Origin of the sequence: Halobacillus litoralis (genome assembly GCF_009856415.1) — a bacterium.
Lineage (GTDB): Bacteria > Bacillota > Bacilli > Bacillales > Halobacillaceae > Halobacillus > Halobacillus litoralis_C.
Genome location: NZ_WMEZ01000001.1, coordinates 68,002 through 92,473 on the forward strand (window position 1 = coordinate 68,002; position 24,472 = coordinate 92,473).

The window sequence follows — 24,472 nt, forward strand, 5'->3', positions numbered from 1 at the left end:
TCATGCTAAGATAGAAGAGATGTACGAACAACTTAAATTTGAAAGGACGATCTGCAAATGGAACAAAACCTAGCAAAAATGATTGATCATACACAGCTTAAACCCGATACACCGAAAGATAAGATCACGCAAATTTGTAAGGAAGCAAAAGAACAAAATTTTGCTTCTGTTTGTGTCAACCCTCACTGGGTATCTTACTGCGCCGAGTTACTAGAAGGTACAGATGTGAAGGTATGTACAGTCATCGGCTTCCCATTAGGGGCGACAACGAAAGAAACAAAAGCTTTTGAAACAAAGCAAGCCATCGAAAAAGGTGCAACTGAAGTTGATATGGTCATCAACATTGGTGAGTTGAAATCAGGAAACAAAGAACTTGTGCAACAAGATATCGAAGCAGTCGTTCGCGAAGCGGAAGGAAAAGCTTTGGTTAAAGTAATCATTGAGACTTCCCTTCTTACGGAAGATGAGAAAGTAGCTGCATCTGAGCTTGCAAAAGCTGCAGGAGCAGACTTTGTAAAAACTTCAACTGGTTTCTCTGGTGGAGGCGCAACGGTTGAGGATATCAGCCTAATGCGCAAAACAGTCGGCCCAGACATGGGCGTGAAAGCATCTGGCGGAGTCCGTGACTACGAAGGTGCAAAAGCAATGATTGAAGCTGGTGCCACTCGCATCGGCGCAAGCTCAGGAATTGCCATCGTAAACGGCGAACAAGGAACTTCTGATTATTAATAAAGCGAAAGAAGCCATCTCCAAAAGGGGATGGCTTCTTTTTATAACTATTAAAGAATATAGCAGGATTCTTGAGGCATAGTTTTGAGGTGTTCTTTGAGTGGATGGGGCTACAGGGAATAACTCGCTTTCCGCGGGAGCGCGGTGAGTCTCCTTAGGCTGACGCCTTCCGGGGTCTCACCAAGCACTTTCTTCACGCAGGATAGCGAGTAGCTTCCCAGCCAACCCTGCTGCTTAACATGGCAACGAACCCCGGTTATCTTGAAACTGAGTCTTCCGCAATCGGGAGCTATATCGGAAGAGAGGGTAGCTAAATTTGACTTTAAAGATTTTTTGAAAGATTGTATAGAAGAGGAGGGATGAGATGAAAAGGAAAGATCATGTTAAGATGCATAGTTATCCTGGTATGGTAGCTGTGGTGGGAGTGTTCCACGAAGGAAAGGTCAACTTTATGGCTGCCGGCTGGCACGCCTACTTATCCATGTCGCCGCCTATGTACGGCGTAGCCATAGGGAGAGAGCGGCATACATATGATTTAGTAAAACAATCAAAGAAATTCACAATCAATTTCCTACCTTTTGATGAAGCTGGATTTATCCAATACAGCGGCACTGCTTCAGGTGCGGATGTTGATAAAAATCAAATGTACGATCAACCATGGGAAATGGAGCGGAATGGATTTCCTTTGCTTGCACATGCTTATCTCGCTTATGAGTGCCAGGTCCATCAGATCGTTCCTACCGGCGATCATGACTGGGTGATTGGTGACATCGTGGGCTGTCACTACAAGGAAGAAAAATTTCTTGAAAATGGGTTACCGAACTTTGAAGATTTGAATATTCCGCTCTACCTTGGGCGTTCAAGTTACATGAGGCTGAATGAAGGGGTAGAGGTCAAGGAAGTTAATGACCCTTTATCTTTCAAAAAAAGTTGACCATATGACATGCATATAATATAATTGTCAAAGGTATGGGGGGTTCCCATACAAGAGAAACAGTTTTGTTTGCTTCGGAGGGAGGGAAATTAGCATGTCAAAAACAACTCGCGTTCGTAAAAACGAGTCTCTTGAAGATGCTCTTCGTCGCTTTAAGCGTGATGTATCAAAAAGTGGTACATTAGCGGAATATCGTAAGCGTGAATATTACGATAAGCCTAGCGTACGCCGTAAGAAAAAGTCTGAGGCGGCTAGAAAGCGTAAGTAATTAAAGAGGGTGTTGAAGAGATGACAATTACAGACCGTCTCACCCAGGATATGAAAACAGCCATGAAAGCCCGCGATAAGGAAAGACTATCGACGATTCGCATGGTGAAAGCTTCTATGCAAAATGAAGCCATTAAACTGGGGAAAGACTCATTATCTGAAGAAGAAGAATTGACTGTTTTATCTCGTGAGGTAAAGCAGAGAAATGATTCCCTCCATGAATTCAAAGAAGCTGGACGTGAAGATCTTGTAGAAGGACTCGAACGTGAAATTGAGATTTTACAAGTATATATGCCGAAACAGCTGACAGATGAAGAACTCAAGCAAGTCGTTGATGAAACGATTCAGGAAGTAGGCGCTACTTCTAAGAGTGACATGGGTAAAGTCATGAGTGCCGTCATGCCTAAAGTGAAGGGCAAGGCCGACGGAACCAAGGTCAATAAGCTCGTTCTTCAGCAACTATCGTAAATATAAAGGCCTCTCTTTGTTAAGGGAGGCCTTTTTACATACGCTAAACATCTCTTCGGTGCGTTTATGAAAGAACTGAACTTTTTTGAAACCAACCATGGTTTTGATTCGTAAACGTATTATATGGTGGGAAAGCTACCTGTAAAGGAGGTGAAATGAATGAAGCGGTCTTTACGTCTAGGTGTTTGGGGGATACTCCTTATTTTAGGAAGCGTTTTATCATTCTTCCATCTCCAATCATCGGTACAAGCGGACGGGGAAGGTCAGACAGTTTATGTCATTCCCGTAAAAGATACAGTGGAGCGGGGGATGGCTGCATTTCTTAACCGAACGACAGAAGAAGCCCGTGAAAATGGGGCGGACCATATCATATTTGAAATCGACACGCCAGGAGGTCGAGTGGATGCAGCGGGTGATATCGGAGAAATCTTTCGAGATTTAGATATTCCGAACAGTGCATTTGTAACGAACAGGGCTTATTCGGCTGGTTCCTACATTGCTTTAAACGCGGATGAAATCTACATGAAGCAGGCAGCGACTATGGGCGCATCCGGAGTCATCAATTCTGATGGAACGGCTGCTGATAAGAAGGCACAATCGGCCTGGATTTCAGCAATGGTAGCCGCTGCTGAATCTACAGGACGTGACCCTTTATATGCGCGTGCTATGGCCGATTCATCCGTTGATTTGAAAGATTATGGAGCTCCTGAGGGAGAATTTTTGACATTGGGAGCAACGGATGCGGAAGAGGTAGGCTATGCGGAAGGAATTGTAGACGATCGTAATGAGCTTCTCAGTGTCCTTGGCTTGTCTGATGCAACCGTCATAGAGGAGAACCCTACCCTTTCTGAGAATATTGCCAGATTCCTGACAGATCCTGTTGTTATTCCGATCTTATTATCCGTCGCAAGTATTGGACTCGTGGTTGAATTGTATTCGCCTGGCTTTGGCATACCAGGAACAATGGGAGCGCTCTCGCTTGTCCTGTTTTTTTATGGCCACATTGTTGCTGGCCTGGCCGGGTATGAAGCGATTATTCTATTGGTCCTCGGGATTGGGTTAGTGATAGCTGAATTCTTTTTACCAGGGGGGATTGCAGGAATAGCGGGTGTTGTCGCGATTGTATCCTCATTGATGCTTTCATCAGCAGATATGGGACATATGGCCATGAGTATAGGAATTGCTTTATTAGTGACAATCGTTGTATCTGTTGTGCTATTTAAATTTGTTGGTTTGGAAAGAGGGTTCTTTCGTCATATCATTTTGAATGATTCCACTTCATCTGAACAAGGATATGTATCTTCCCAAAACCGTTTGGATTTAATCGGAATGGAAGGGGAGACGATTACACCTCTCCGCCCTTCTGGTACAGCTGATTTTGATGGTGAACGTTTAGATGTCGTGACAGAAGGTGGTTTCATTCCTGTTCATCAAGCAGTGAAGATTTTAAAAACAGAAGGCTCACGTATTGTCGTGCGTGAGATTAAAAAAGCAGAACAAGAGGAGGAAACAAAGTGACACTTGAACAATTAATGCCAATTATCATCATTGGTATCATTATTATCGTAGTAGCGGTGTTATTTACATTTATTCCTGTCATGCTATGGATCAGTGCTCTAGCTGCAGGTGTAAAAATTAGTATTTTCACATTAGTAGGGATGCGATTAAGAAGGGTTATTCCTTCACGTGTGATCAATCCGTTGATCAAGGCTCATAAAGCTGGAGTCAATGTAAATACAAACCAACTAGAGAGTCATTACCTTGCTGGTGGTAATGTGGACCGTGTAGTAAATGCTCTGATTGCAGCACAAAGAGCAAATATCGAACTTAGCTTTGAACGTTGCGCAGCCATTGATCTCGCTGGCCGGGATGTTCTGGAAGCTGTTCAAATGAGTGTTAATCCAAAAGTAATTGAAACACCATTCATTGCAGGTGTAGCGATGGACGGAATTGAAGTGAAAGCAAAGGCGCGTATTACTGTAAGAGCCAATATCGACCGCCTTGTAGGTGGTGCGGGTGAAGATACAGTCATTGCTCGTGTTGGCGAAGGTATCGTATCCACGATCGGGTCCAGTGAAAACCATAACAAAGTACTAGAGAATCCGGATAGGATTTCACAGAATGTATTAGGGAAAGGATTAGATGCTGGAACGGCCTTCGAAATTCTTTCTATTGATATTGCAGATATTGATATCGGGAAGAACATTGGTGCTATCTTGCAAACAGATCAAGCAGAAGCTGATAAGAATATTGCTCAAGCGAAAGCGGAAGAACGTCGTGCCATGGCGATTGCTCAAGAGCAAGAGATGCGTGCCCGCGTACAAGAAATGCAGGCGAAAGTGGTCGAAGCAGAAGCTCAAGTCCCTCAAGCCCTTGCCGAAGCTTTGCGTTCCGGTAAGATGGGTGTCATGGATTACATGAATTATCAGAACATCAATGCGGATACGGATATGAGAAACACGCTTGGTAAAATGTCTGATGAAGAGGAAGAAGAAAAATAATCCTTGATTAACTTAAAGGAGAATCTGTATGGGAGATCTGATTGAACTCATTTTCAGCAATTTCCTTATTCTTGCTGCTATAATTGGCGGGATTATCAGCTGGTTTAGCGGGATGACTAAAGAAAATGAGAATAAACAAAGGCCTGAAAAGAAAACATCTCCAGTTCCTCCCGCCTACCCTAGTGGTCCTTCCCGGGATTTTCAAGAAACAGAAACGAAGGATAAATCTGGGGGAGAAAGGTTAAGGGATTACTACGAGACCAAACAGAAGAAGCTTGCTGAAGCCGAGACGGCTCGTTCTGAAGATCTTCAAGAAGAAGATGAGGAAACGTATTCTCTTCGGGCGGAGTCCAGAAAAAAACAGAAAATATCTTCTGAGTTGAATCTAAATGGTCCGCTCATAGAAAAAACAAGAAAGTGGGATAAAAAGCGGTTAGCTGAAGGGATTTTAATGGCTGAAGTGCTCGGTCCACCCCGTGCTCGCAAGCCTCACAGCTCCCACCCACGAAAAAGATAAGCAGAACGCACGAATTGTAGTGATACAATTCGTGCGTTTTTCGTATAAATGAAAAGAGGGGAGGGCGTCACATGTCAAAATGGCAGCAGCAAATACGGACTTGGATCAGTCGTTACTTTGATTTACCATCTGATGTCATGTTGGATCTTCCTAGAATAACGACAATAGGGTCCATTCATGTGTACATAGAAAATCATACAGGCCTCCTTCATTTTTCTGATGAAGAAGTTAGAATTCAATACAAAAAAGGTCAGGTTCGAATATTAGGAAAAGACCTTGGTGTGAAAATGATGCTGAAGGAAGAGTTATTACTGGAAGGAGAACTCAAGTCCGTAGAATTTTTGCCGGAATCCAAAGGGGGGTGAGACGATGAAGAACCAGCATGATTTCTTTCAGGGAATCATGACGGTACAAGTAGAGGGACCGTTGATCGAACCTTTTTTGCAAGCATGCACAAAACGTGGCTGTCACATTACAAATATGAAAAGATTGGATGCTTCTCTCGTCATTTTAACGATTCGATTAAAGGATTGGAAGATTTTGAGGCAATTGAGGAAGAAGTACCGGTGTAAAATTTCCATCAAAGATGGAAAAGGGCTGCCGTTTCTTATTCAGCATATGATTGGGAGGCTATCGGTTCTTCTCGCCTTCATCGCAGCGGTTGTTATCATATTTGTTCTTGCGAATACGTTGTGGTCCATTAAGGTGGACGGCCTTTCACCGGAACTTGAAGCAAATGTTGAAAGTAAATTGAATAGTTATGGCGTCTCTCCTGGAAAACTAACGATAGGGATGAAGGATCCCATTGAAATACAACAACAGTTGTTGGAAGATATCCCGGACTTGTTATGGATTGGTGTGAAAAAGCAAGGGACGAGCTATCATTTGTATGGGGTGGAAAAAACGAGATACGATACCGAAATGAACACTCGACCTTCAAACCTTGTAGCAGCAAAAAAAGGGATGATTATTGAAACATTTATAAAAAAGGGTCGTCCTATGGTATCGGTCTACGATGTTGTACAAAAAGGTCAAATCCTTGCCACAGGTCAGTTGGTGGAAGAAGAGGATCTATTTATACATTCTGAAGGAGATGTGATTGCAGAAACATGGTACCGCGTCGCTCAAAACCTTCCCATGAAACAAGTGCTTTCCTTAACGGATGGTTCTGTCGAAAGTGAATATCACTTAAAAATCGGGAAGTTTGCGATTCCTATTTGGGGGTTCTGGCGTGGAGAAGAGGGAGACTTCAGGGAAGAATCACATACATCAGACTGGAGTATTTTTGGGTTCCATATTCCAGTGAACATGAAGACGATCGATTACTATTCCATTGACCGAAAAGCGTATGAATCATCCCGGAAGAATATTGAGAAAATAGGGATTTCATCAGCAAGGAGCAACCTTCAGCAGGAACTTGATACTGATGCGCAAATTAAGGATGAAAAAGTTTTGCACCTCAGTGAGGAGAATGGTAAAGTAAAATTAATCCTATTGTACAAAGTTTATGAAAATATTGCAGTGACCAAGTATGTAAGTCAAGGAGATTGAGTATGCCAGAAGATTTAAAAACAATGGACATTCAATTAGATAATACAACAGAAGCATTAGCCCTTTTTGGTACAGAAGACCGTAACCTCAAGCAACTTGAGGAACAGCTGAAAGTTACGATCATTTCACGTGGAGAGCAAGTCAGAGTATCTGGTCAAGCGGAACATGTTCAGCTTGTTGAAGAAATACTCAACAGTGTTCTTGCGATCATTCGTAAAGGCTTGACTGTTACAGAACGAGATGTCGTATATGCCGTCGAGCTCGCTAAAAAAGGGAAAATTAATCAATTCGAAGCATTGTTCGAAGATGAAATCACGAAAAACTCGAAAGGGAAATCAATCAGGGTCAAAACTCTTGGTCAGAGAAATTATATCGCAACGATCAAGAAGAATGACCTTGTATTCGGTATCGGCCCTGCTGGTACAGGAAAGACCTACCTTGCTGTGATAATGGCCGTCAATGCTTTGAAAAATGGAGATGTGAAGAGGATCATCCTGACTCGTCCGGCAGTGGAAGCAGGAGAAAGTTTAGGTTTTCTTCCAGGGGATTTAAAAGAGAAAGTCGATCCTTACTTAAGACCGCTTTATGACTCTTTGCACGATGTATTTGGCGCAGAACATACGGCGCGCTTGATCGATAGAGGCACAATTGAAATTGCTCCGCTTGCTTATATGAGAGGGCGGACGTTGGATGATGCATTCGCTATTTTGGATGAAGCTCAAAATACGACACCTGAACAAATGAAGATGTTTCTGACTCGTTTAGGATTCGGTTCAAAAATGATTATCACGGGAGATATCACGCAAGTGGATCTTCCTAAAGGCGTGAAGTCCGGTTTGCGAGTCGCCGAGGAGCGGTTAGCTAAAGTGAAAGGGTCTGCCTTCATTCATTTGGATCAATCCGACGTAGTCAGGCACCCACTTGTGCAGCGGATTATCGATGCATATGAAGAGGAACGTAAATAAGACCCAGCCATTGGGTCTTATTTATTGTCTTTACTTGGAATAAATTAGGAGGAGGTGGGGTGATTTGAAGGCGCGTTTCTTTCAACAGCTTCAAAAACTTAACATGCAAAAGTCAAAGCTGTTGCTTGCATTACCCGCGTTCGTTGTTGCTGTTTTCTTTTTTGCGCTTGCCATCCCAAATGTCTACACGCAAACCTATGAGCTTGAGAAATACAGCACGGCACCAGAAACGATTCATTCCCCCATCACCATAGAGAACAAGGAAAAGACAGAGCAGCAGCTGAGAGCAGTTACCCAGGCCGTCGAAGATCAGTATACGATTTCTGAAGATATTGCGGAAGAACGTCTGAGTATGGTAAGTGAAATTTATGATGTGGTAAAAGAAACGAAAAGCCAGGGAGAGAATCTGACGAAAGACGAACAAGTAACGATGATCGAATCACTTTTGTCTGATGAACTTTCTGAAGATCTTCCTACAGAAGTTTTCCTTCCCTTGCTGAGGTCGGATCAACAGTCGTTGAATGAGAGTCAGCGGATGCTTGAAACCCTTTTACATAACTATTTTAAAGAAGGGGTACAAGGATCAGAAGTTGAAGGACTAGAACGAAGAATTGATCTGGAAGTTCAATATTCAGAAACGCCAACGCCTTTGAAACCAGTCATTTCGGATATAGGGACGTATGCCCTTGTTGAAAATTCCTTGTTCGATCCTGAAAAAACAGATAGAGCCATTAAAAAAGCGGCTGCTACTGTCGAGCCGGTCATGATTAGAGCAGGAGAAGTGATTGTATCAGAGGGATCTACGATAACAGGGGATATCTATGATGATCTTCTGTTGACCGGACTGCTTGATCAACAGCGTAATATACTTCCATCCATTGGGCTTGCCATGTTCGCCTTATTATTAGGCGCTATTTTGTACGTAGAATGCAGAAGGGCTGTTAAAAAGGACAACTGGAATGGACGTCATATCTTCATATCCACGTTTGTATCCGTATTGATGATTACGCTCTTGAAAGTGTTCAGTTTATTCGGATCCATGGAACAACCTGTGTACTATCTCGTCCCAGCCGTTACAGGTGTCATGATTGTTAAAATCCTCTGTTCTGAACGGTTTGCGATTGTACTGGCGGTAGTCTATGCTTTAATGGCTTGCTTATTGTTCAACGGACAGTTAGCTGGCGCTCTTCATGCAACCGCAGGAATGTATTTGCTGCTATCCCAACTGGCAGGCATCTTTTTCCTTACACAAAGTAAAGATAGGTTGTCCATTGTTCGGGCAAGTGCAGGGGTTGCTTTTACCAATATATGTGCGATCCTGTTCTTCCTATTCATTTCTTTTGAAAAATACTCATGGTCGGAAGTCTTTTTGTATAGTGGGTATGGAATCATGGGCGCCTTTCTTTCGGCAGTTTTGACGCTTGGCTTTCTTCCTTTCATAGAGACAGGTTTCGGAGTCCTTTCTGATCAGAAATTGTTGACACTCGCGAGTCCTAACCACCCGCTTTTACGTAAAATACTTGTGGAAGCACCAGGTACGTATCATCACAGTGTCATGGTAGCCAATTTAAGCGAAGCGGCGTGTGAATCAATTGGAGCTCATGGTCTTCTGGCACGTGTGGCATCCTATTACCATGACCTCGGGAAAACCGTCCAGCCCCGTTATTTTATTGAGAATCAATTGGGTATGAAAAATCCGCATGATTTTCTGGAACCTGAACAAAGCGCTGAAATGATCATCAATCACCCATATGATGGTGCAAGGATGCTTAAGAAAAATAAGTTTCCAGAAGAGATCATTGCTATTGCTAAACAACACCATGGGACCACGCTTTTGAAATATTTTTATTTTAAGGCAAAGGAAAGGAATGAAGATACCAAAGAAGAAGATTATCGGTATCCAGGTCCAAAACCTCAAAGTAAGGAAGCTGCGATCGTTTGTATATGCGATTCTGTAGAGGCGGCGGTCAGGTCATTAAGCCACCCGACAGAAGAAAAGATCAAGATTATCGTGAAATCCATTGTGGAAGACCGCATGCTCGATGGTCAGCTGGATGACAGCAATCTGACGTTTAATGAGTTGAAGACGATGGAAAAAGCCATATGTGAAACGTTACATGGCATCTTTCACTCAAGAATCGAATACCCGGAAACCAAACCATTAGTCAAGGAGGCAAAATAATATGATTACCATTGATTTTCAAGATGAAACCAATTCAGTAGATGAAGCATTTGTTGATATGATCCAGCGTATCATCCGTTTTGCAGGAGAAAAAGAAGGAGTTACAGGGGATGCGGAAGTCTCTGTCAGCTTCGTGGATAACAAGGAAATTCAGGAGATCAACCGCAATTACCGTCAAAAAGATGAACCGACAGATGTGATTTCTTTTGCCATGCAGGAACTTGGGGAAGACGAAATGAATGTGTTGGATGAGAATATGCCGCTCATGCTAGGTGATATCATCATTTCTGTTGATAAGGCGAAAGAACAAGCCGAAGACTACAATCATTCTCTTGAACGAGAATTTGGCTTCTTGGCGTTGCACGGGTTCTTACATTTGCTTGGTTATGATCATATGAATGAAGAAGATGAAAAGAAGATGTTCGGCAGACAAGAGGAAATTTTACATGAGTTCGGACTTCAAAGATCGTAAAAAGAAGACAAGGATCGGTTTCCGCTTCGCTTGGAATGGGATAAAAGAAGTGTATCAGTCGGAGCGGAATTTTCGGATTCATCTCTCGGTTGCTTTATTAGTCATCATAGCAGCCTTTGTACTCGGTTTATCTAAATGGGAATGGATGACTATCCTCCTCATCATAGGCATGGTTCTCAGCCTGGAAATGGTGAATACAGCTATGGAAAGACTGCTGGATTTTTACCACCCTGAACAACACCCCGTCATCGGTTCCATTAAAGATATTACGGCCGGGGCGGTCCTTGTAGCGAGTATTGGATCAGTCATCATAGGAATCATCATTTTCCTCCCTAAGCTGATATGAGAATGGGAATGAACGTAAGAAGATGATATAGTAAAATGGAGCAGAACGACTGCGTGAACATTTATTGGAGGAACAGTTATGACAGAGAATTTCAAATCGGGTTTTGTTACGATCGTCGGTCGTCCGAACGTGGGCAAATCGACGTTTATGAATCGTGTGATCGGTGAAAAAATCGCCATCATGAGTGATAAGCCCCAAACAACAAGAAACAAAATCCAGGGAGTCATGACAGATAAAGAGTCGCAAATCATTTTTATTGATACTCCTGGAATCCATAAACCAAAGCACAAGCTTGGTGACTATATGGTGAACGTCGCAGAAAATACATTGAACGAAGTGGATGCCGTCCTTTTTATGATCAATGCAGAAGAAGGATACGGCAGAGGGGACCAATTCATTTTGGACCGTCTGCAACGAGTCGACCAACCGGTATTTTTAATCATTAATAAGATTGACAGGGTCCATCCGGATGACTTATTGCCTTTAATTGACCAGTACAAAGAGAAGCTTGATTTTGAAGAAATTATTCCAATCTCAGCACTTGAAGGCAACAACGTCAATCATTTACTGGACGTTCTGAAAAAGCATTTACCTGAAGGGCCACAATTTTATCCAGAAGATCAAATTACAGACCATCCGGAACGTTTTGTGATCAGCGAGTTTATCAGGGAAAAAGTGTTACATTTGACTCGTGAGGAAATTCCTCATTCCATTGCTGTTGTCATTGAGGGGATTGAGCCTCGAAATGAACATGATAAGGTAGAAATTCAAGCGGCCATCATTGTGGAACGAAAGTCTCAAAAAGGCATCATTATCGGTAAGCAAGGCAGTATGTTAAAAGAAATCGGTAAGAGAGCGAGAAGAGACATCGAGTCCCTGTTAGGTAGCAAAGTATATTTGGAACTTTGGGTCAAAGTTCAAAAAGATTGGAGAAACAAACAAATCCAACTCAGTGATTTCGGCTATCGCGAAGACGAATATTAAAGGTTGGAAAAAATTAAGCCTTATGTTTTCAGTCAGGGGAAGCATTCTACTAATGTACACTCGTTTAGCGATGATAAGAAAGGCGGTGTTTCTTGTGCGCGACAAGCTTTCATGGAACGTTTTCAGTCAAACAGGTAGTGTGGAAACATATTTACTGATGAAAGAATTGGAGTCTCAAGATCAGCAGTCTCAAGAGCAGCTCGCTTCCCCTACTGAACCAATATCTACGGATGATCTTCATTCGTAAACGGAGCAGGTGAGCCATTTGATGGACAAGGTGGAAGGAGTCGTCATCCGGACGAATAATTACGGTGAAACACATAAAATCGTCACGATGATGACACGAGAAAAAGGGAAAATCGGTGTAATGGCTCGTGGTGCTAAAAAACCAAAGAGCCGGATGTCCTCAATCACCCAACCATTCATCCACGGCACATTTTTAATTCAGACAGGGTCCGGCTTAGGATCAATGAGTCAAGGGGAGATGTTATCTTCCCTTAGGTCGATTCGCGAGGATATTGTAAAAACGGCTTATGCCTCTTACATCGCAGAATTGACAGACAAGCTCATTGAAGAAAAGCAGCCGGATCCTTTTCTTTATGAACAGTTGCTTCAAACGTTCCAATGGATGAATGAAGGCAAGGATCCAAACATTCTCACGTTGATGTATGAATTGAAAATGTACAAAAAAGCAGGGTTCGCTCCTGTGGTTGATCACTGCATCCAATGCGGCAGGCAGGAAGGACCTTTTGCATTTTCTATGATAGAGGGTGGTCTATTATGTTTTCGTTGTAAACAGCGTGACCCCCAAGCCTATGGTTTACCGGACCCTTTACCAAAATTGCTGAGAGTCTTCTTACATATGGATGTGAAGCGACTTGGTCAGATTACGATGAAAGAAGAGAATAAAAAATTGTTGCGTCAAATCATGGATGAGTACTATGATCGATATGGTGGATACTTCATTAAATCAAAGAAATTTTTAAAACAGCTGGATTTGTTTTCAGACTGAGGTTTGACATTTTTGTTGGAATTAGAGTATGATTCTATTACTAAATAACGTGTTGCTGTGAAGGAGAGTAGTAACCAGTTTTTCTGTTTCCAATAGCGAGCTTGTGACGGTGAGAGACAAGCGGAAACCGGCTGGTGAAGGCGTTCTGGAGCGATGATGAAAGTGGCTTCCTTTTTTGGGAAGCAATTAGGGTGGAACCGCGGAGACCCCGTCCCTATGTCTGGATGCAGACGTAGGAACGGGGTCTTTTTTCTTTCGAGCCAATCATTTTCTAGGAGGGAACGTATGAATATTCAAGACATGATTTTAACTTTGCAGAATCACTGGTCAAAACAAGGGTGTCTGCTTATGCAAGCCTACGATACAGAGAAAGGGGCAGGGACGATGTCTCCCATGACTCTTTTACGGAGCCTCGGACCTGAGCCGTGGAACGTTGCCTATGTAGAGCCTTCCCGCCGTCCTGCTGATGGACGCTATGGCCAAAACCCGAACCGTTTATATCAACACCATCAGTTTCAGGTCATTATGAAACCTTCTCCTGATAACATCCAGGAATTGTACTTAGAGTCACTGGAAGCACTTGGGATTGACCCGAAGAAGCACGACATCAGGTTCGTCGAAGATAACTGGGAAAACCCAACCCTGGGTGCCGCAGGTCTTGGTTGGGAAGTATGGCTTGATGGCATGGAAATCACTCAATTTACGTATTTCCAGCAAATCGGCGGTCTTGAAGCGAAGCCAGTCTCTGCTGAAATAACGTATGGCTTGGAACGACTTGCCTCATACATTCAGGATAAAGAAAATGTTTTTGAATTAGAATGGACCAACGGAGTAACGGTAGGAGATATTTTCACACAGCCGGAATATGAACATTCGGTTTATACTTTCGAAGCTTCTGATGAGGAGATGTTGTTCGATCTTTTCTCAACTTACGAAAAGGAAGCACAGAGAATTATGGAACAAGGACTTGTTTTCCCAGCTTATGATTATGTGCTGAAATGTTCTCACACATTTAATCTGCTTGATGCGAAAGGTGTCATCAGTGTGACGGAAAGAACCGGGTATATCTCCCGCGTAAGAAAACTCGCACGGAAAATTGCTAAAACCTATGTAGAGGAAAGGGAGCGTCTTGGCTTCCCGATGTTGAAGAAGGAGGAGGGTCATCATGAGTAATACTGTATTATTTGAACTAGGTGTGGAAGAGCTTCCCGCTCGTTTTATCGATGATTCTTTAGATCAGTTGCAGAAAAAGACAGCTCAATGGTTCAAGGATAACCGGATTCCTTATGGAGACATCACAGGCTTTGCGACTCCAAGGAGATTGGCTGTTAAAATTACCAATGTTGAAGAAAAGCAGCCGGATATTGAAGAGGAAGCGAAAGGCCCAGCTAAAAAAATCGCTCTTGATGAAGAAGGAAACTGGACAAAAGCGGCCATCGGGTTTTCTAAAGGGCAAGGGAAAGATGTAGAGGATATCTATTTCAAGGAAATCAAGGGCACGGAATATGTTCATGTCAATAAGTTCATTGAAGGAGAACCAACCAAAAACCTTCTTCAAAACTTCCGGGATGTTTTCTTATCGCTTACTTTCCCTAAAAATATGAGATGGGGAAATCGTGACCTTCGTTATGCACGTCCGATCCGTTGGATGATCGCCCTCTTCGGGGAAGAAGTCATTCCTTTTACCATCGAAGGGGTGGAAACAGGAAAAACGACGTACGGGCATCGTTTCTTAGGATCCGAAACAACAGTAACGGAAGCGGATGCTTATGAACAAACGTTGAAAATACAGTATGTTATGGCTTCCGTAGAGGAAAGAAAAGCGGAGATTGTGAATCAGCTGAAGAAGCTTGAAAGTGAAAATGAGTGGAAGCTGATGATCGATGAAGATTTATTGAACGAAGTGACGCACTTAGTCGAATATCCAACAGTTTTCAGCGGGACTTTCTCTGAAGAATTCCTTGAAGTTCCTGAAGAAGCCCTGGTTACTTCCATGAAGGAGCATCAGCGGTATTTTCCAGTACGTTCTCTGGACGGAGAGTTGAAACCTCATTTTGTCGGGGTTCGTAACGGGGATGACCAGCACATTGAGACAGTAGCTAAAGGAAACGAGAAAGTTCTGAAGGCGCGTCTTAAGGATGCTCAATTCTTTTATGAAGAAGATCAGAAAGGGAGCATTGATGAAAAAATGCAGAAGCTCTCTCGCATGGTCTATCAAGAGGAGCTGGGCACGTTAGCTGATAAAGTCCAACGAATCGTAGCAATAACTGGAAAACTGGGAGAATGGATCGGTCTTGAAGGACCCCAACTCCAAAAAGCGAAACGTGCAGCAGAAATTTGTAAGTTTGATCTTGTGACCCAGATGGTCGATGAATTTACAGAACTGCAAGGAACGATGGGCGAAAAGTACGCACGTATTTTTGGTGAGGATGAAGAGGTAGCCGTAGCTATCAATGAACACTACATGCCGCGTCAAGCGAATGGCGCCGTACCTTCGTCAACCATCGGTTCTCTAGTCAGTATAGCGGATAAATTGGATACGATCGTCGGTAGTATCTCCATCGGCATCATTCCAACAGGTTCACAGGACCCTTACGGATTGAGAAGACAGGCTTTAGGGATTTTGCAAACCTTGACAGCACATGGATGGTCGATTCCAGTTGAAAAATTGATTGATCTCGTACATCAATTTTATTATGAACTGGAACTCCCGACACGTGATGAAAAAGAAGTCCATAACGACTTGCATGAATTCTTCCGCGTACGTGCGGCTTACTTAATGAGAGAAGAAGGGGTCGCTCCAGATGTTGTGGAAGCTGTGTTGGCAAGTGGGATCGGCGTCTATCCAACCACGAAGGAAAAAGCGGTACTATTAGTAGAAAAACGCCAGGATCCTTCTTTCAAATCTGTGCATGAAGCACTCGGTCGTGTATTGAATTTAGCAAAGAAAGCAGATGCTGCCGATGTCGACCCATCATTATTTGAAAATGATCAAGAGCGACAGTTGTATGATGCTTATCAACAAGTACATGAAGATTATCGACACGCATTAAGTGAGCCTCATCTGAAGCTTGCTTTGGATCAGTTATCCAAGCTTGCAGACCCAATCCATACCTTCTTTGATGCAACGATGGTTATGGCTGAAGACGAAAGCATACGGCGGAACCGTTTAGGTCTATTGAAACAGATTTCTAACGATGTTTATGCGTTCGCCGACTTGAATGCCATTGAATGGAAACAACAGTTCTAATCAGCTTTCTTTTACCGATAATTAAAAATGAGCTATAATTGATAAATAGTATGTCACAGTTAGTGATCGGGGTGAAGAAAGATTGGAACTATCAAACCGGCAAGAGCAAATTATTCAAATTGTGAAAGATAACGGACCGATTACAGGTGAGAATATCGCAGATCAGCTAAACTTGACACGGGCCACGCTGCGTCCAGACTTAGCCATCTTGACAATGGCAGGCTTCTTGGACGCCCGCCCGCGTGTCGGTTATTTCTTTACGGGTAAAACAGGGTCAGAGCTTTTTACTGAAAAGTTGAAGAAGTTCAAAGTGGATGAATATCAATCCCGGCCCATTGTTGTAGAAGAAGATGTATCTGTTTACGATGCCATCTGTGCGATGTTTTTAGAAGACGTAGGGACGCTTTTCGTAACGGATCAACATTCCTTTTTAACAGGGGTTTTATCAAGAAAAGATCTTCTGAGAGCGAGTATCGGCAATCAGGATCTTACTTCCGTTCCTGTCCATATCATTATGACAAGGATGCCGAACATCACCGTTTGTGAACCTGAAGATTTACTATTAGATGCCGCTCAGAAGTTAATTGAAAAACAGATTGATGGTCTGCCTGTCGTTCAGCCTAGTGAAGAAGGTATGAAAGTAGTCGGCCGACTGACAAAAACAAATATCACGAAAGCACTTGTGGAATTGGCTAGGGACCAACACTTGTAGTTTTAGAGGGGAGGAGGGATTGTATGGAGAAACCTTTAATTTATGTCTTATCGGATTCGGTAGGGGAGACCGCGGAACTGGTCGTAAAAGCATGTCTCAGTCAGTTTGATGACGGGCCTTTTGACCTGCAGCGAATCCCATATGTTGAAGATAAGGGGACAATCAACGAAGCCGTGCAGCAAGCCAAAGAACATAAGGCTATGATCGGTTTTACATTAGTGATTCCAGAGTTCCGGCAACATTTGAAGCAAGAAGCGGAAAAGCATGGCATTCAGTGTGTTGATATTATGGGACCGATGATGGAGGTCATGGAAAGCCATCTGCAAATTAAACCTCGTCTCGAACCGGGTCTCGTTCATAAATTGGATGAAGATTACTTTAAGAGAGTAGAGGCTATTGAATTCGCTGTCCGGTACGATGACGGTCGTGACCCACGTGGTATTTCCAAAGCGGACATCGTGCTGATTGGTGTTTCTAGGACATCCAAGACTCCATTGTCTCAGTATTTGGCTCACAAGCGCCTCAAGGTTGCGAATGTGCCGATTGTACCGGAAGTACAACCACCATCGGAATTGTTCCGTGTCGATCCTGATAAATGCATAGGCTTGAGTATCAGTGCAGAAAAACTAAATGATATTAGAAAAGAAAGATTAAAGTCATTAGGACTTGGAGATCAAGCAAGTTATGCGAATATGAATCGCATTCAGCAGGAAATCGATCACTTCAATCGGATTGTGGACCGGATCGGTTGTCCGGTGATTGATGTATCGAACAAAGCCGTCGAAGAGACTGCCAATGTCATTATGAACAAATTACGCCAGAATGCCCAAGAATAGTACAAATAGCGGAAGTCGCGCTTTGATTAAGCGCGACTTTTGTTGGGAAGAATGAAAATAGGTACAATTAGACATAGCGTAAATGATAGGAATGTATTATAATATCTATTTGTGGTAAAAATCCTTATAATGAAGGGATGTCCATTCCTACGAAGTTTTTCTGATAAGATGTCGTAAAAAGCACATACTTTTCAGAAAAATAAAACATTCGCTTTTAAGGAGGATTCTACCGCTTATTGTAGAAATATTGATACTATGCCAAATTTAAATGTCCATATTTATGTCGATGCAGATAGTTGTCCAGTACAAGAGGAAATCATCGATGTTTGTGCCCAATATGATCTTGACCCTTATTTCATCGCAACCGTCAACCATTATAGTCGGGAGAAAGCAGACGCTGGATGGATGTTCGTCGATGACGGATCGCAATCTGTCGATTTGTATATCCTCAATCAAGTAGGCGAAGGCGATGTCGTTATTACCCAAGATCTTTCCCTTGCTGTATTATTGACTTCCAAAGGGGTTTATGTACTTACTCCAAGAGGTAAACTGGTTAGAGAAAATGATGCAGACAACATCATGAATCAAAAGTTCATAAGGCAGCAGACAATGAAGAAAAGAAAGAAATGGAAAGGCCCATCGGCATTTACAGCGAGTGATCGTGAAAAGTTCCGGTCTGTCTTCCAAAAAATGTTGTCAGAACATGAAGGAATTTAAGCATTGAACGAGAATAATTGAGTAGTATGGTGATCTTATGGCTGGACATATACCAGAAGAAAAAGTCGATGAAATCAGAAGGTCAACGGATATTGTAGAAGTGATCGGCAATTACGTCGATTTGAAGAAACAAGGCAGGAATCATTTCGGCCTCTGTCCATTCCATGGGGAAAACACTCCTTCCTTTTCCGTTTCTCAAGATAAACAGATCTTTCATTGCTTTGGTTGTGGAAAGGGAGGGAATGTCTATACCTTCCTGATGGAGATTGAAGGGTTTAGTTTTATCCAGGCACTGAAACAACTGGCTGAGCAGACAGCTATCGATCTTCCTGATCAATTAACTGATGAAGCCCCGTCTGAAAAGAGCCAGGAATCCCAAGCGATGCTTGAAGCTCATCAATGGCTGACTAAATTATACCATCATTTGTTAAAGAATTCCAAAGATGGCCGGGAAGCTTATCAATATTTAATCGACCGTGGTTTTACGGATGAAACGATCCAGAAATACCAAATTGGATATTCACCGGATTCCAAAGACTTTGTCGTTACGTTTCTTGAAAAGAAAGGGTATCATCCACAGACGATGGTCAAGGCGGGATTGCTCAGTACCAATGATCATGGAGAATATGCGGACAGGTTCCGTGGGAGAGTGATTTTTCCACTGAGGAACCATTTAGGGAAGACGGTGGCTTTTGCGGGAAGGTCTCTTGGACAACAGGAACCGAAATATTTAAACAGCCCTGAGACAGAACTTTTCCATAAGGGTCGTCTCCTTTATAACTTCGACCTCGCCCGTTCCGCCATTCGAAAAGAAAAAACGGTGATCCTGTTCGAAGGTTTCGGAGATGTCATCTCTGCAGACCAGGCAGATATTCACCATACCGTAGGTACAATGGGTACTTCTTTATCAAGCATGCAGGCGAATCTTTTGAAGAAATACGCAGAACAGATCATCATTTGTTATGATGGTGACCGCGCTGGAATCGAAGCAGCTGTCAAGGCAGCGAAACTTTTAAAGAATGTGGGCTGTCAAACCTACGTCGCCCGTGTACCTGATGAACTTGATCCAGATGAGTTCATCCAAAAGTATGGCGGGGATCGATTCAAGCGTGAAATCATCGATACTAGTGACACGTACATTTCCTTTATGATGAATTACTTGCGCAGAGATTATAATCTGCAAGTAGAAGGAGATCGTATCACTTATATCGAAAAGGTATTACAAGAGATTGCAGGGCTTGACCGTGCTGTCGAACGAGAGCATTACTTAAATGAAATAGCTACAGAATTTCAGCTCTCCGTAGAAACTCTGAAAGAAGAAGTTCAGCGGATTCGATCACAAAGCGGTGTAAAGGATAATGAGCCCAAGAACCGATATACTAATGATACGAGGCAGCCGACGGTTCAAAAAAAACTTTTACCCGCTTTTCATAATGCTGAAAGAAAACTGATTGCGTATATGCTGAGAGATCCGTATATCGCTGATAAAGTTCAAGAGGAAATCGGAGGAGCTTTCAATATTGAAGACCATCAGGTCATTGTCACCCATCTTTATGCATATTATGAAGACGGCAATGAATCGGATATCAGTCAGTTCGTCGAGATGATTGAAGATGCTTCCATCAAAAATTTAGCGATCGAGCTTGCAATGGCCCCTGTCAGCGAAGAAGTTTCTGATCAGGAAATCCACGATTACATCACAAGGATTCGATCAGAACAGTGGGATCGAACGGATATTAGGAACCTTGAATCTGAGTTGAAAAAGGCTGAACAACAAAACGAGCCGATCAGAGCAGCAGAAATTGCAATGGAAATCATCAAGCGCAAGAAAGAGTTCAAACATAACTAGGTAGAGTTTGTATAGATTGTTGGAAGGAGGGGGACTTATGGCAGATAAGCAACAGCAGCCATCACGTTCTAAAGAAAATGAGAACCAAACAGAATTGACACTTGAGCAAGCGAAAGAGCAAGTGGTAGAGTTAGGGAAAAAACGAGGGATCCTCGCATATGAAGAGGTAGCGGAAAAACTATCGAGCTTTGAACTGGACTCTGATCAAATGGATGAATTCTATGAACACCTGAATGAGCAGGGGGTAGAAGTAATCGGGGATTCTGAATCAGATCCAAGTATGAAGCAATTGAATAAAGAGGAAGAGTTCGACCTTAATGACTTGAGTGTACCACCTGGGGTCAAAATTAATGACCCGGTGCGTATGTACCTTAAAGAAATCGGCCGTGTGAACCTGCTATCTGCGAAAGATGAAATCAGCCTTGCTCAACGCATTGAGAATGGTGACGAAGAAGCGAAACGTGACCTAGCGGAAGCCAATCTGCGTCTCGTCGTAAGTATCGCTAAAAGATATGTAGGCCGAGGTATGCTTTTCCTTGACTTGATCCAAGAAGGTAACATGGGTCTGATCAAAGCGGTAGAAAAATTCGATTATCGTAAAGGTTATAAATTCAGTACCTATGCTACGTGGTGGATCCGCCAGGCAATTACAAGAGCGATCGCTGACCAAGCGCGTACCATTCGTATCCCTGTCCACATGGTGGAGACGATCAACAAACTGATTCGTGTCCAGCGTCAACTCCTTCAGGATCTTGGTCGTGAACCGACGCCGGAAGAGATTGCACAGGATATGGACCTCACTCCAGATAAAGTCCGTGAAATTCTGAAGATAGCCCAGGAGCCGGTATCTCTAGAAACACCGATCGGGGAGGAAGATGATTCTCACTTAGGCGACTTTATTGAAGATCAAGAAGCGACATCTCCTTCAGATCATGCAGCTTATGAACTGTTGAAAGAACAGCTTGAGGATGTCCTTGATACATTGACAGATCGAGAAGAAAATGTACTCAGACTCCGTTTCGGTCTAGACGATGGACGTACAAGAACACTTGAAGAAGTAGGGAAAGTGTTTGGGGTAACTCGTGAGAGAATCCGTCAAATTGAAGCGAAGGCTTTACGTAAACTCCGCCATCCAAGCCGGAGCAAACGTTTGAAGGACTTCATGGAATAAAGATTCTTCTGACTCAGGGATCCTTTCGCAAATGGATGCGGGAGGGCTCCTGAGTTATCTTTTCTTTTGGAGGCTGCTATGAAACATGAAAGGACAAAAACCATCGTTGATGAAATTAGGTACTGGAAACAAAATCATTTGCTTCCAGATGAATATTGCAATTTCTTGTTAGCGCTTTATACTCAAGGTGAAAGCCAGGAGAACGATGAGAGTGCGAAAGGTTTTCAAAGCCTCGCCTTTTATATGTTCATGGGTTTGAATGCTTTTTTGTTACCCCTTTCATTTCTTGTCATTTATTTTACTGAAATGGGAATCATAATGCAAACAGTGGTTTTGTCGAGTTTTGTAATCGGGGTATGGATTCATATTCGTTGGTTACAATATAAAAAGTCGGAGTGGCTTTTTGTTCCGCTTATCAACGGTGCTTTAATTCTTCTGCTTTTGACTGTTCATCTTGATCAGAATATGATAGGTTCCGGGTTGTCCTTTTACATAACGCTTACCTTCAACTTGGTCTTATGGATTTTTCTTGGATGGTTATGGAAGGTGAAAACGCTTTTCTATACAGGGGTCATTGGCTTCATTTTTTTAATTATTTACATTGTTTCATAAGTTTTCACATGATATCTCTTTAATAAGTAACGGTTTTCAAGTAAAATAAATATAGTCGAATAGACACGAAAATTCTATATGAGGGAATACATAAGGAGGTTGCAACAAATGAGAAAGAACCCTGTGATTCCATTCGCAATTATTGCTGTGCTGGGGATCGTCGTTATGATCGTCGTATCTGCAGCAGGTATTAATCAACGCGAAGCTATTCAGAATGAAGAAGAAGGCGGCGGTGAGAAGCAAGAAGAAACCGCAAGCGCAAGTCCTGAAGAGTTGTATCAGAACCAATGTGCAAGTTGCCACGGTGGAGACCTTGGCGGTGGAGCTGGCCCTAACCTTCAAGAAGTAGGAAGCCGGTATTCAGCTGAAGAAATCAATGACATCATCGTAAATGGTAAAGGTTCTGCCATGCCTGCTGGTCTTTACACAGGAGAACAAGCAACTAAATTGGCCGAATGGCTAGCTGAAAAGAAATAACAATAAGAAGAAGAACGAAAAGCTTTCTGGCTATCAGAAAGCTTTTCTTTTATGAGAGGAAAGAGTCTATGAATGTATATCAATTATCTCAACGTTTAGCACTTGTTGCTGATTATTTACCTAAGGGAGCCCATTTTGCGGACATCGGTTCAGATCATGCCTATCTTCCATGCTTTGTATGTATGAAAGATCCAGAAGCAAGAGCAGTAGCGGGTGAAGTGAATCAAGGACCATATGATAGTGCCAAAAGTGAAGTGGAAAAACATAAGCTTGAGGGTCGCATTGATGTACGTCTCGGTGACGGGCTCGCTGTTGTTGATCCTGGAGAAATCAAACAGGTGGTCATTGCTGGAATGGGTGGCCCTTTAATCCGTGATATTCTTGAGGGAGGAAAAGAGAAGCTTTCTGACGTCAATCGGATTGTCGTTCAACCCAATATCGACTCGAGGTCTCTTAGAAGGTGGTTCTATCAGCATGACTATACGCTTGTCGATGAGACCATTGTAGAGGAAGGGGGACACATTTACGAAATTCTGGTGGCAGAAAAAGGTGACCCTTCTGTTTGTTACAACGAGGAAGTTATAGAAAAAGAAATGTGGCTGGGGCCGTTTTTATTAGAGAAACGACCAGAGCCGTTTATCCAGAAATGTAATGAGGAATGGAAGAAGAAACAATACATTATAAAACAGATGAAGCAAGCATCATCCCCTGATGAAGAGAAATTGAAACAACACCAAAAGGAAATGGAATGGTTAGAGGAGGTATTGCAATTATGAATCACACGTACACAGCCCAGGACATCATCCGTGAATTTGAAAAATGGTCGCCCAAAGGGTTAGCCTTTGAATGGGATAATGTGGGCCTCCAAGTCGGCACCCTCAATAAACCAGTGAAAAATATCATGGTTACCCTGGATGTGTTGGAGAACGTTGTAGACGAAGCCATTGAAAAAAAAGTGGATTTGATCATTGCTCATCACCCTTTGCTTTTCGTCAAATTGAATCAAATCAATTTGGATACACCGAAAGGGAGAATCGTTCAAAAACTGATTAAACATGACATTACGGTTTATGCTGCTCACACGAACCTTGATATTGCCACAGGCGGGGTGAATGATGTCATGGCTGAACTGATTGGAGTAACGAATAGCCGGCCACTGATCGAAACAGGAAGCGATTCTCTCGTCAAGCTTACTGTTTTTGTACCTGAAAATCACGCAGATGACTTACGGAATGCCATCAGTGAGGCAGGAGCAGGTCATATCGGTCATTATAGCCATTGTACGTATCAACTCTCGGGACAAGGGACGTTCAAACCGGAAGAGGGAACGAATCCTTATCTCGGTGAACAAGGGAAACTTGAAATCGTAGACGAAAAACGTATCGAAACGATTGTTCCAAAATCACGCCTATCCGGAGTTTTGAAAGCGATGGAAGAATCCCATCCGTATGAGGAAGTCGCTTATGATGTTTATCCATTATTAAATAAAGGGGAACCAATGGGAGCTGGGCGTGTAGGAGAACTTGACGACCCAATGACTTTACGGGAGCTTGTAGAGCTGATCAAGAAGCAATACAATGTCCCTCATGTGCGTGTATCCGGAAAGATGGATGAAAAAGTGAAAAAAGTCGCCCTTCTTGGTGGCAGCGGTGAAAAGTATATTCATAAGGCTAAGAGAAGTGGTGCGGATGTTTATATTACGGGAGACATGACTTTTCATATGACACAAGATGCAATGGAAATGGGGCTTTCCATCATTGACCCTGGTCATCACGTTGAAAAAGTTGTTTGTCCCAAAGTGAAAAAATATCTTGAAGAGAAGTGTAATAAACAAGGAGATTTGAACATCTACGTTTCTGAAGCAGATACGGAGCCATTTTCGGTTGTATGAAAAAAGGATGAAAGCGGAGGCTTTCATCC

The 24,472-nt window shown here is 42.8% G+C and carries 27 protein-coding genes; all 27 read left to right on the plus strand.

From position 1 onward, the window contains the following. Nucleotides 1–57 precede the first annotated feature (57 nt). The 27 genes from deoC (at nt 58) to GLV98_RS00475 (ending at nt 24,443) form a co-directional block, all read left to right on the plus strand. Nucleotides 58–729, plus strand: coding sequence for a deoxyribose-phosphate aldolase (gene deoC / locus GLV98_RS00345; protein WP_160910978.1), 672 nt, complete (start codon nt 58–60; stop codon nt 727–729). A 364-nt stretch (nt 730–1,093) separates the two neighbouring features. Beyond that, nucleotides 1,094–1,663 carry a flavin reductase family protein gene (locus GLV98_RS00350; protein WP_160910980.1) on the plus strand — a complete coding sequence of 190 codons (570 nt, stop codon included), beginning with the start codon at nt 1,094–1,096 and terminating at the stop codon, nt 1,661–1,663. Nucleotides 1,664–1,757: 94 nt separating this feature from the next. Continuing rightward, the gene (gene rpsU / locus GLV98_RS00355) at nt 1,758–1,931 is read left to right on the plus strand and encodes a 30S ribosomal protein S21 (protein ID WP_008638284.1); all 174 of its coding nucleotides are present in this window, start codon (nt 1,758–1,760) and stop codon (nt 1,929–1,931) included. Nucleotides 1,932–1,951: 20 nt separating this feature from the next. Continuing rightward, the gene (locus GLV98_RS00360) at nt 1,952–2,398 is read left to right on the plus strand and encodes a GatB/YqeY domain-containing protein (protein ID WP_146812806.1); all 447 of its coding nucleotides are present in this window, start codon (nt 1,952–1,954) and stop codon (nt 2,396–2,398) included. A 159-nt stretch (nt 2,399–2,557) separates the two neighbouring features. Further along, entirely contained in the window at nt 2,558–3,916 is a 1,359-nt protein-coding gene (locus tag GLV98_RS00365; protein WP_160910982.1) for an NfeD family protein, read from the plus strand. A gap of 14 nt (nt 3,917–3,930) precedes the next feature. Then, nucleotides 3,931–4,899 (plus strand): flotillin-like protein FloA, encoded by a 969-nt coding sequence (floA, locus tag GLV98_RS00370; protein WP_167356116.1) that lies wholly within the window; start codon nt 3,931–3,933, stop codon nt 4,897–4,899. 28 nt (nt 4,900–4,927) lie between these two features. Beyond that, a complete protein-coding gene (locus GLV98_RS00375; protein ID WP_160910984.1) occupies nt 4,928–5,416 on the plus strand; it encodes a hypothetical protein in 489 nt (162 codons plus the stop codon). A 71-nt stretch (nt 5,417–5,487) separates the two neighbouring features. Further along, a complete protein-coding gene (gene yqfC, locus GLV98_RS00380; RefSeq protein ID WP_160910986.1) occupies nt 5,488–5,781 on the plus strand; it encodes a sporulation protein YqfC in 294 nt (97 codons plus the stop codon). A 4-nt stretch (nt 5,782–5,785) separates the two neighbouring features. Further along, nucleotides 5,786–6,967, plus strand: coding sequence for a sporulation protein YqfD (yqfD, locus tag GLV98_RS00385; RefSeq protein WP_160910988.1), 1,182 nt, complete (start codon nt 5,786–5,788; stop codon nt 6,965–6,967). Between the two features lie 2 nt (nt 6,968–6,969). Continuing rightward, complete coding sequence (locus GLV98_RS00390; protein ID WP_160910990.1) at nt 6,970–7,932, plus strand: PhoH family protein; 963 nt, start codon at nt 6,970–6,972, stop codon at nt 7,930–7,932. Between the two features lie 64 nt (nt 7,933–7,996). Then, nucleotides 7,997–10,114, plus strand: coding sequence for an HD family phosphohydrolase (locus GLV98_RS00395; protein ID WP_237417006.1), 2,118 nt, complete (start codon nt 7,997–7,999; stop codon nt 10,112–10,114). A gap of 1 nt (nt 10,115) precedes the next feature. Continuing rightward, nucleotides 10,116–10,586, plus strand: a complete 471-nt coding sequence (gene ybeY / locus GLV98_RS00400) for an rRNA maturation RNase YbeY (RefSeq protein ID WP_167356112.1) — start codon at nt 10,116–10,118, stop codon at nt 10,584–10,586. After that, nucleotides 10,561–10,932: a diacylglycerol kinase family protein gene (locus GLV98_RS00405; protein ID WP_160910992.1), complete on the plus strand. Its 372-nt coding sequence runs from the start codon at nt 10,561–10,563 to the stop codon at nt 10,930–10,932. Before ybeY ends, GLV98_RS00405 begins: the two co-directional genes overlap by 26 nt. 78 nt (nt 10,933–11,010) lie before the next feature. Next, nucleotides 11,011–11,916, plus strand: a complete 906-nt coding sequence (gene era, locus GLV98_RS00410; protein ID WP_115822485.1) for a GTPase Era — start codon at nt 11,011–11,013, stop codon at nt 11,914–11,916. 70 nt (nt 11,917–11,986) lie between these two features. Next, entirely contained in the window at nt 11,987–12,163 is a 177-nt protein-coding gene (locus GLV98_RS00415) for a YqzL family protein (RefSeq protein ID WP_160912888.1), read from the plus strand. Nucleotides 12,164–12,181: 18 nt separating this feature from the next. Beyond that, nucleotides 12,182–12,928 (plus strand): DNA repair protein RecO, encoded by a 747-nt coding sequence (gene recO, locus GLV98_RS00420; RefSeq protein ID WP_160910994.1) that lies wholly within the window; start codon nt 12,182–12,184, stop codon nt 12,926–12,928. Between the two features lie 285 nt (nt 12,929–13,213). Beyond that, nucleotides 13,214–14,101, plus strand: a complete 888-nt coding sequence (glyQ, locus tag GLV98_RS00425) for a glycine--tRNA ligase subunit alpha (protein ID WP_160910997.1) — start codon at nt 13,214–13,216, stop codon at nt 14,099–14,101. Next, nucleotides 14,094–16,178 (plus strand): glycine--tRNA ligase subunit beta, encoded by a 2,085-nt coding sequence (gene glyS / locus GLV98_RS00430; RefSeq protein ID WP_160910999.1) that lies wholly within the window; start codon nt 14,094–14,096, stop codon nt 16,176–16,178. Before glyQ ends, glyS begins: the two co-directional genes overlap by 8 nt. 82 nt (nt 16,179–16,260) lie before the next feature. Then, nucleotides 16,261–16,890 carry a helix-turn-helix transcriptional regulator gene (locus tag GLV98_RS00435; RefSeq protein WP_160911001.1) on the plus strand — a complete coding sequence of 210 codons (630 nt, stop codon included), beginning with the start codon at nt 16,261–16,263 and terminating at the stop codon, nt 16,888–16,890. Nucleotides 16,891–16,913: 23 nt separating this feature from the next. Beyond that, entirely contained in the window at nt 16,914–17,726 is an 813-nt protein-coding gene (locus GLV98_RS00440) for a pyruvate, water dikinase regulatory protein (protein WP_160911003.1), read from the plus strand. 255 nt (nt 17,727–17,981) lie between these two features. After that, nucleotides 17,982–18,443, plus strand: coding sequence for a YaiI/YqxD family protein (locus tag GLV98_RS00445; protein WP_160911005.1), 462 nt, complete (start codon nt 17,982–17,984; stop codon nt 18,441–18,443). A gap of 37 nt (nt 18,444–18,480) precedes the next feature. Beyond that, nucleotides 18,481–20,292: a DNA primase gene (gene dnaG / locus GLV98_RS00450; RefSeq protein WP_160911007.1), complete on the plus strand. Its 1,812-nt coding sequence runs from the start codon at nt 18,481–18,483 to the stop codon at nt 20,290–20,292. A gap of 37 nt (nt 20,293–20,329) precedes the next feature. Continuing rightward, a complete protein-coding gene (rpoD, locus tag GLV98_RS00455; protein ID WP_089654288.1) occupies nt 20,330–21,463 on the plus strand; it encodes an RNA polymerase sigma factor RpoD in 1,134 nt (377 codons plus the stop codon). A 78-nt stretch (nt 21,464–21,541) separates the two neighbouring features. Continuing rightward, nucleotides 21,542–22,075: a hypothetical protein gene (locus tag GLV98_RS00460; RefSeq protein ID WP_160911009.1), complete on the plus strand. Its 534-nt coding sequence runs from the start codon at nt 21,542–21,544 to the stop codon at nt 22,073–22,075. A 108-nt stretch (nt 22,076–22,183) separates the two neighbouring features. Further along, entirely contained in the window at nt 22,184–22,552 is a 369-nt protein-coding gene (gene cccA, locus GLV98_RS00465) for a cytochrome c550 (protein WP_146812822.1), read from the plus strand. Between the two features lie 68 nt (nt 22,553–22,620). Then, nucleotides 22,621–23,328, plus strand: coding sequence for a tRNA (adenine(22)-N(1))-methyltransferase (locus GLV98_RS00470; RefSeq protein WP_160911012.1), 708 nt, complete (start codon nt 22,621–22,623; stop codon nt 23,326–23,328). Next, nucleotides 23,325–24,443, plus strand: coding sequence for a Nif3-like dinuclear metal center hexameric protein (locus tag GLV98_RS00475; RefSeq protein ID WP_160911014.1), 1,119 nt, complete (start codon nt 23,325–23,327; stop codon nt 24,441–24,443). Before GLV98_RS00470 ends, GLV98_RS00475 begins: the two co-directional genes overlap by 4 nt. The last annotated feature ends 29 nt before the right edge of the window (nt 24,444–24,472 follow it).

Bases quoted from the DNA above. Each gene is read 5' to 3' on its own strand.
- deoC (WP_160910978.1), top strand. From the start codon at position 58: ATGGAACAAAACCTAGCAAAAATGATTGATCATACACAGCTTAAACCC.
- GLV98_RS00350 (WP_160910980.1), top strand. From the start codon at position 1,094: ATGAAAAGGAAAGATCATGTTAAGATGCATAGTTATCCTGGTATGGTA.
- rpsU (WP_008638284.1), top strand. From the start codon at position 1,758: ATGTCAAAAACAACTCGCGTTCGTAAAAACGAGTCTCTTGAAGATGCT.
- GLV98_RS00360 (WP_146812806.1), top strand. From the start codon at position 1,952: ATGACAATTACAGACCGTCTCACCCAGGATATGAAAACAGCCATGAAA.
- GLV98_RS00365 (WP_160910982.1), top strand. From the start codon at position 2,558: ATGAAGCGGTCTTTACGTCTAGGTGTTTGGGGGATACTCCTTATTTTA.
- floA (WP_167356116.1), top strand. From the start codon at position 3,931: ATGCCAATTATCATCATTGGTATCATTATTATCGTAGTAGCGGTGTTA.
- GLV98_RS00375 (WP_160910984.1), top strand. From the start codon at position 4,928: ATGGGAGATCTGATTGAACTCATTTTCAGCAATTTCCTTATTCTTGCT.
- yqfC (WP_160910986.1), top strand. From the start codon at position 5,488: ATGTCAAAATGGCAGCAGCAAATACGGACTTGGATCAGTCGTTACTTT.
- yqfD (WP_160910988.1), top strand. From the start codon at position 5,786: ATGAAGAACCAGCATGATTTCTTTCAGGGAATCATGACGGTACAAGTA.
- GLV98_RS00390 (WP_160910990.1), top strand. From the start codon at position 6,970: ATGCCAGAAGATTTAAAAACAATGGACATTCAATTAGATAATACAACA.
- ybeY (WP_167356112.1), top strand. From the start codon at position 10,116: ATGATTACCATTGATTTTCAAGATGAAACCAATTCAGTAGATGAAGCA.
- GLV98_RS00405 (WP_160910992.1), top strand. From the start codon at position 10,561: ATGAGTTCGGACTTCAAAGATCGTAAAAAGAAGACAAGGATCGGTTTC.
- era (WP_115822485.1), top strand. From the start codon at position 11,011: ATGACAGAGAATTTCAAATCGGGTTTTGTTACGATCGTCGGTCGTCCG.
- GLV98_RS00415 (WP_160912888.1), top strand. From the start codon at position 11,987: ATGATAAGAAAGGCGGTGTTTCTTGTGCGCGACAAGCTTTCATGGAAC.
- glyQ (WP_160910997.1), top strand. From the start codon at position 13,214: ATGAATATTCAAGACATGATTTTAACTTTGCAGAATCACTGGTCAAAA.
- glyS (WP_160910999.1), top strand. From the start codon at position 14,094: ATGAGTAATACTGTATTATTTGAACTAGGTGTGGAAGAGCTTCCCGCT.
- GLV98_RS00440 (WP_160911003.1), top strand. From the start codon at position 16,914: ATGGAGAAACCTTTAATTTATGTCTTATCGGATTCGGTAGGGGAGACC.
- GLV98_RS00445 (WP_160911005.1), top strand. From the start codon at position 17,982: ATGCCAAATTTAAATGTCCATATTTATGTCGATGCAGATAGTTGTCCA.
- dnaG (WP_160911007.1), top strand. From the start codon at position 18,481: ATGGCTGGACATATACCAGAAGAAAAAGTCGATGAAATCAGAAGGTCA.
- rpoD (WP_089654288.1), top strand. From the start codon at position 20,330: ATGGCAGATAAGCAACAGCAGCCATCACGTTCTAAAGAAAATGAGAAC.
- GLV98_RS00460 (WP_160911009.1), top strand. From the start codon at position 21,542: ATGAAACATGAAAGGACAAAAACCATCGTTGATGAAATTAGGTACTGG.
- cccA (WP_146812822.1), top strand. From the start codon at position 22,184: ATGAGAAAGAACCCTGTGATTCCATTCGCAATTATTGCTGTGCTGGGG.
- GLV98_RS00470 (WP_160911012.1), top strand. From the start codon at position 22,621: ATGAATGTATATCAATTATCTCAACGTTTAGCACTTGTTGCTGATTAT.
- GLV98_RS00475 (WP_160911014.1), top strand. From the start codon at position 23,325: ATGAATCACACGTACACAGCCCAGGACATCATCCGTGAATTTGAAAAA.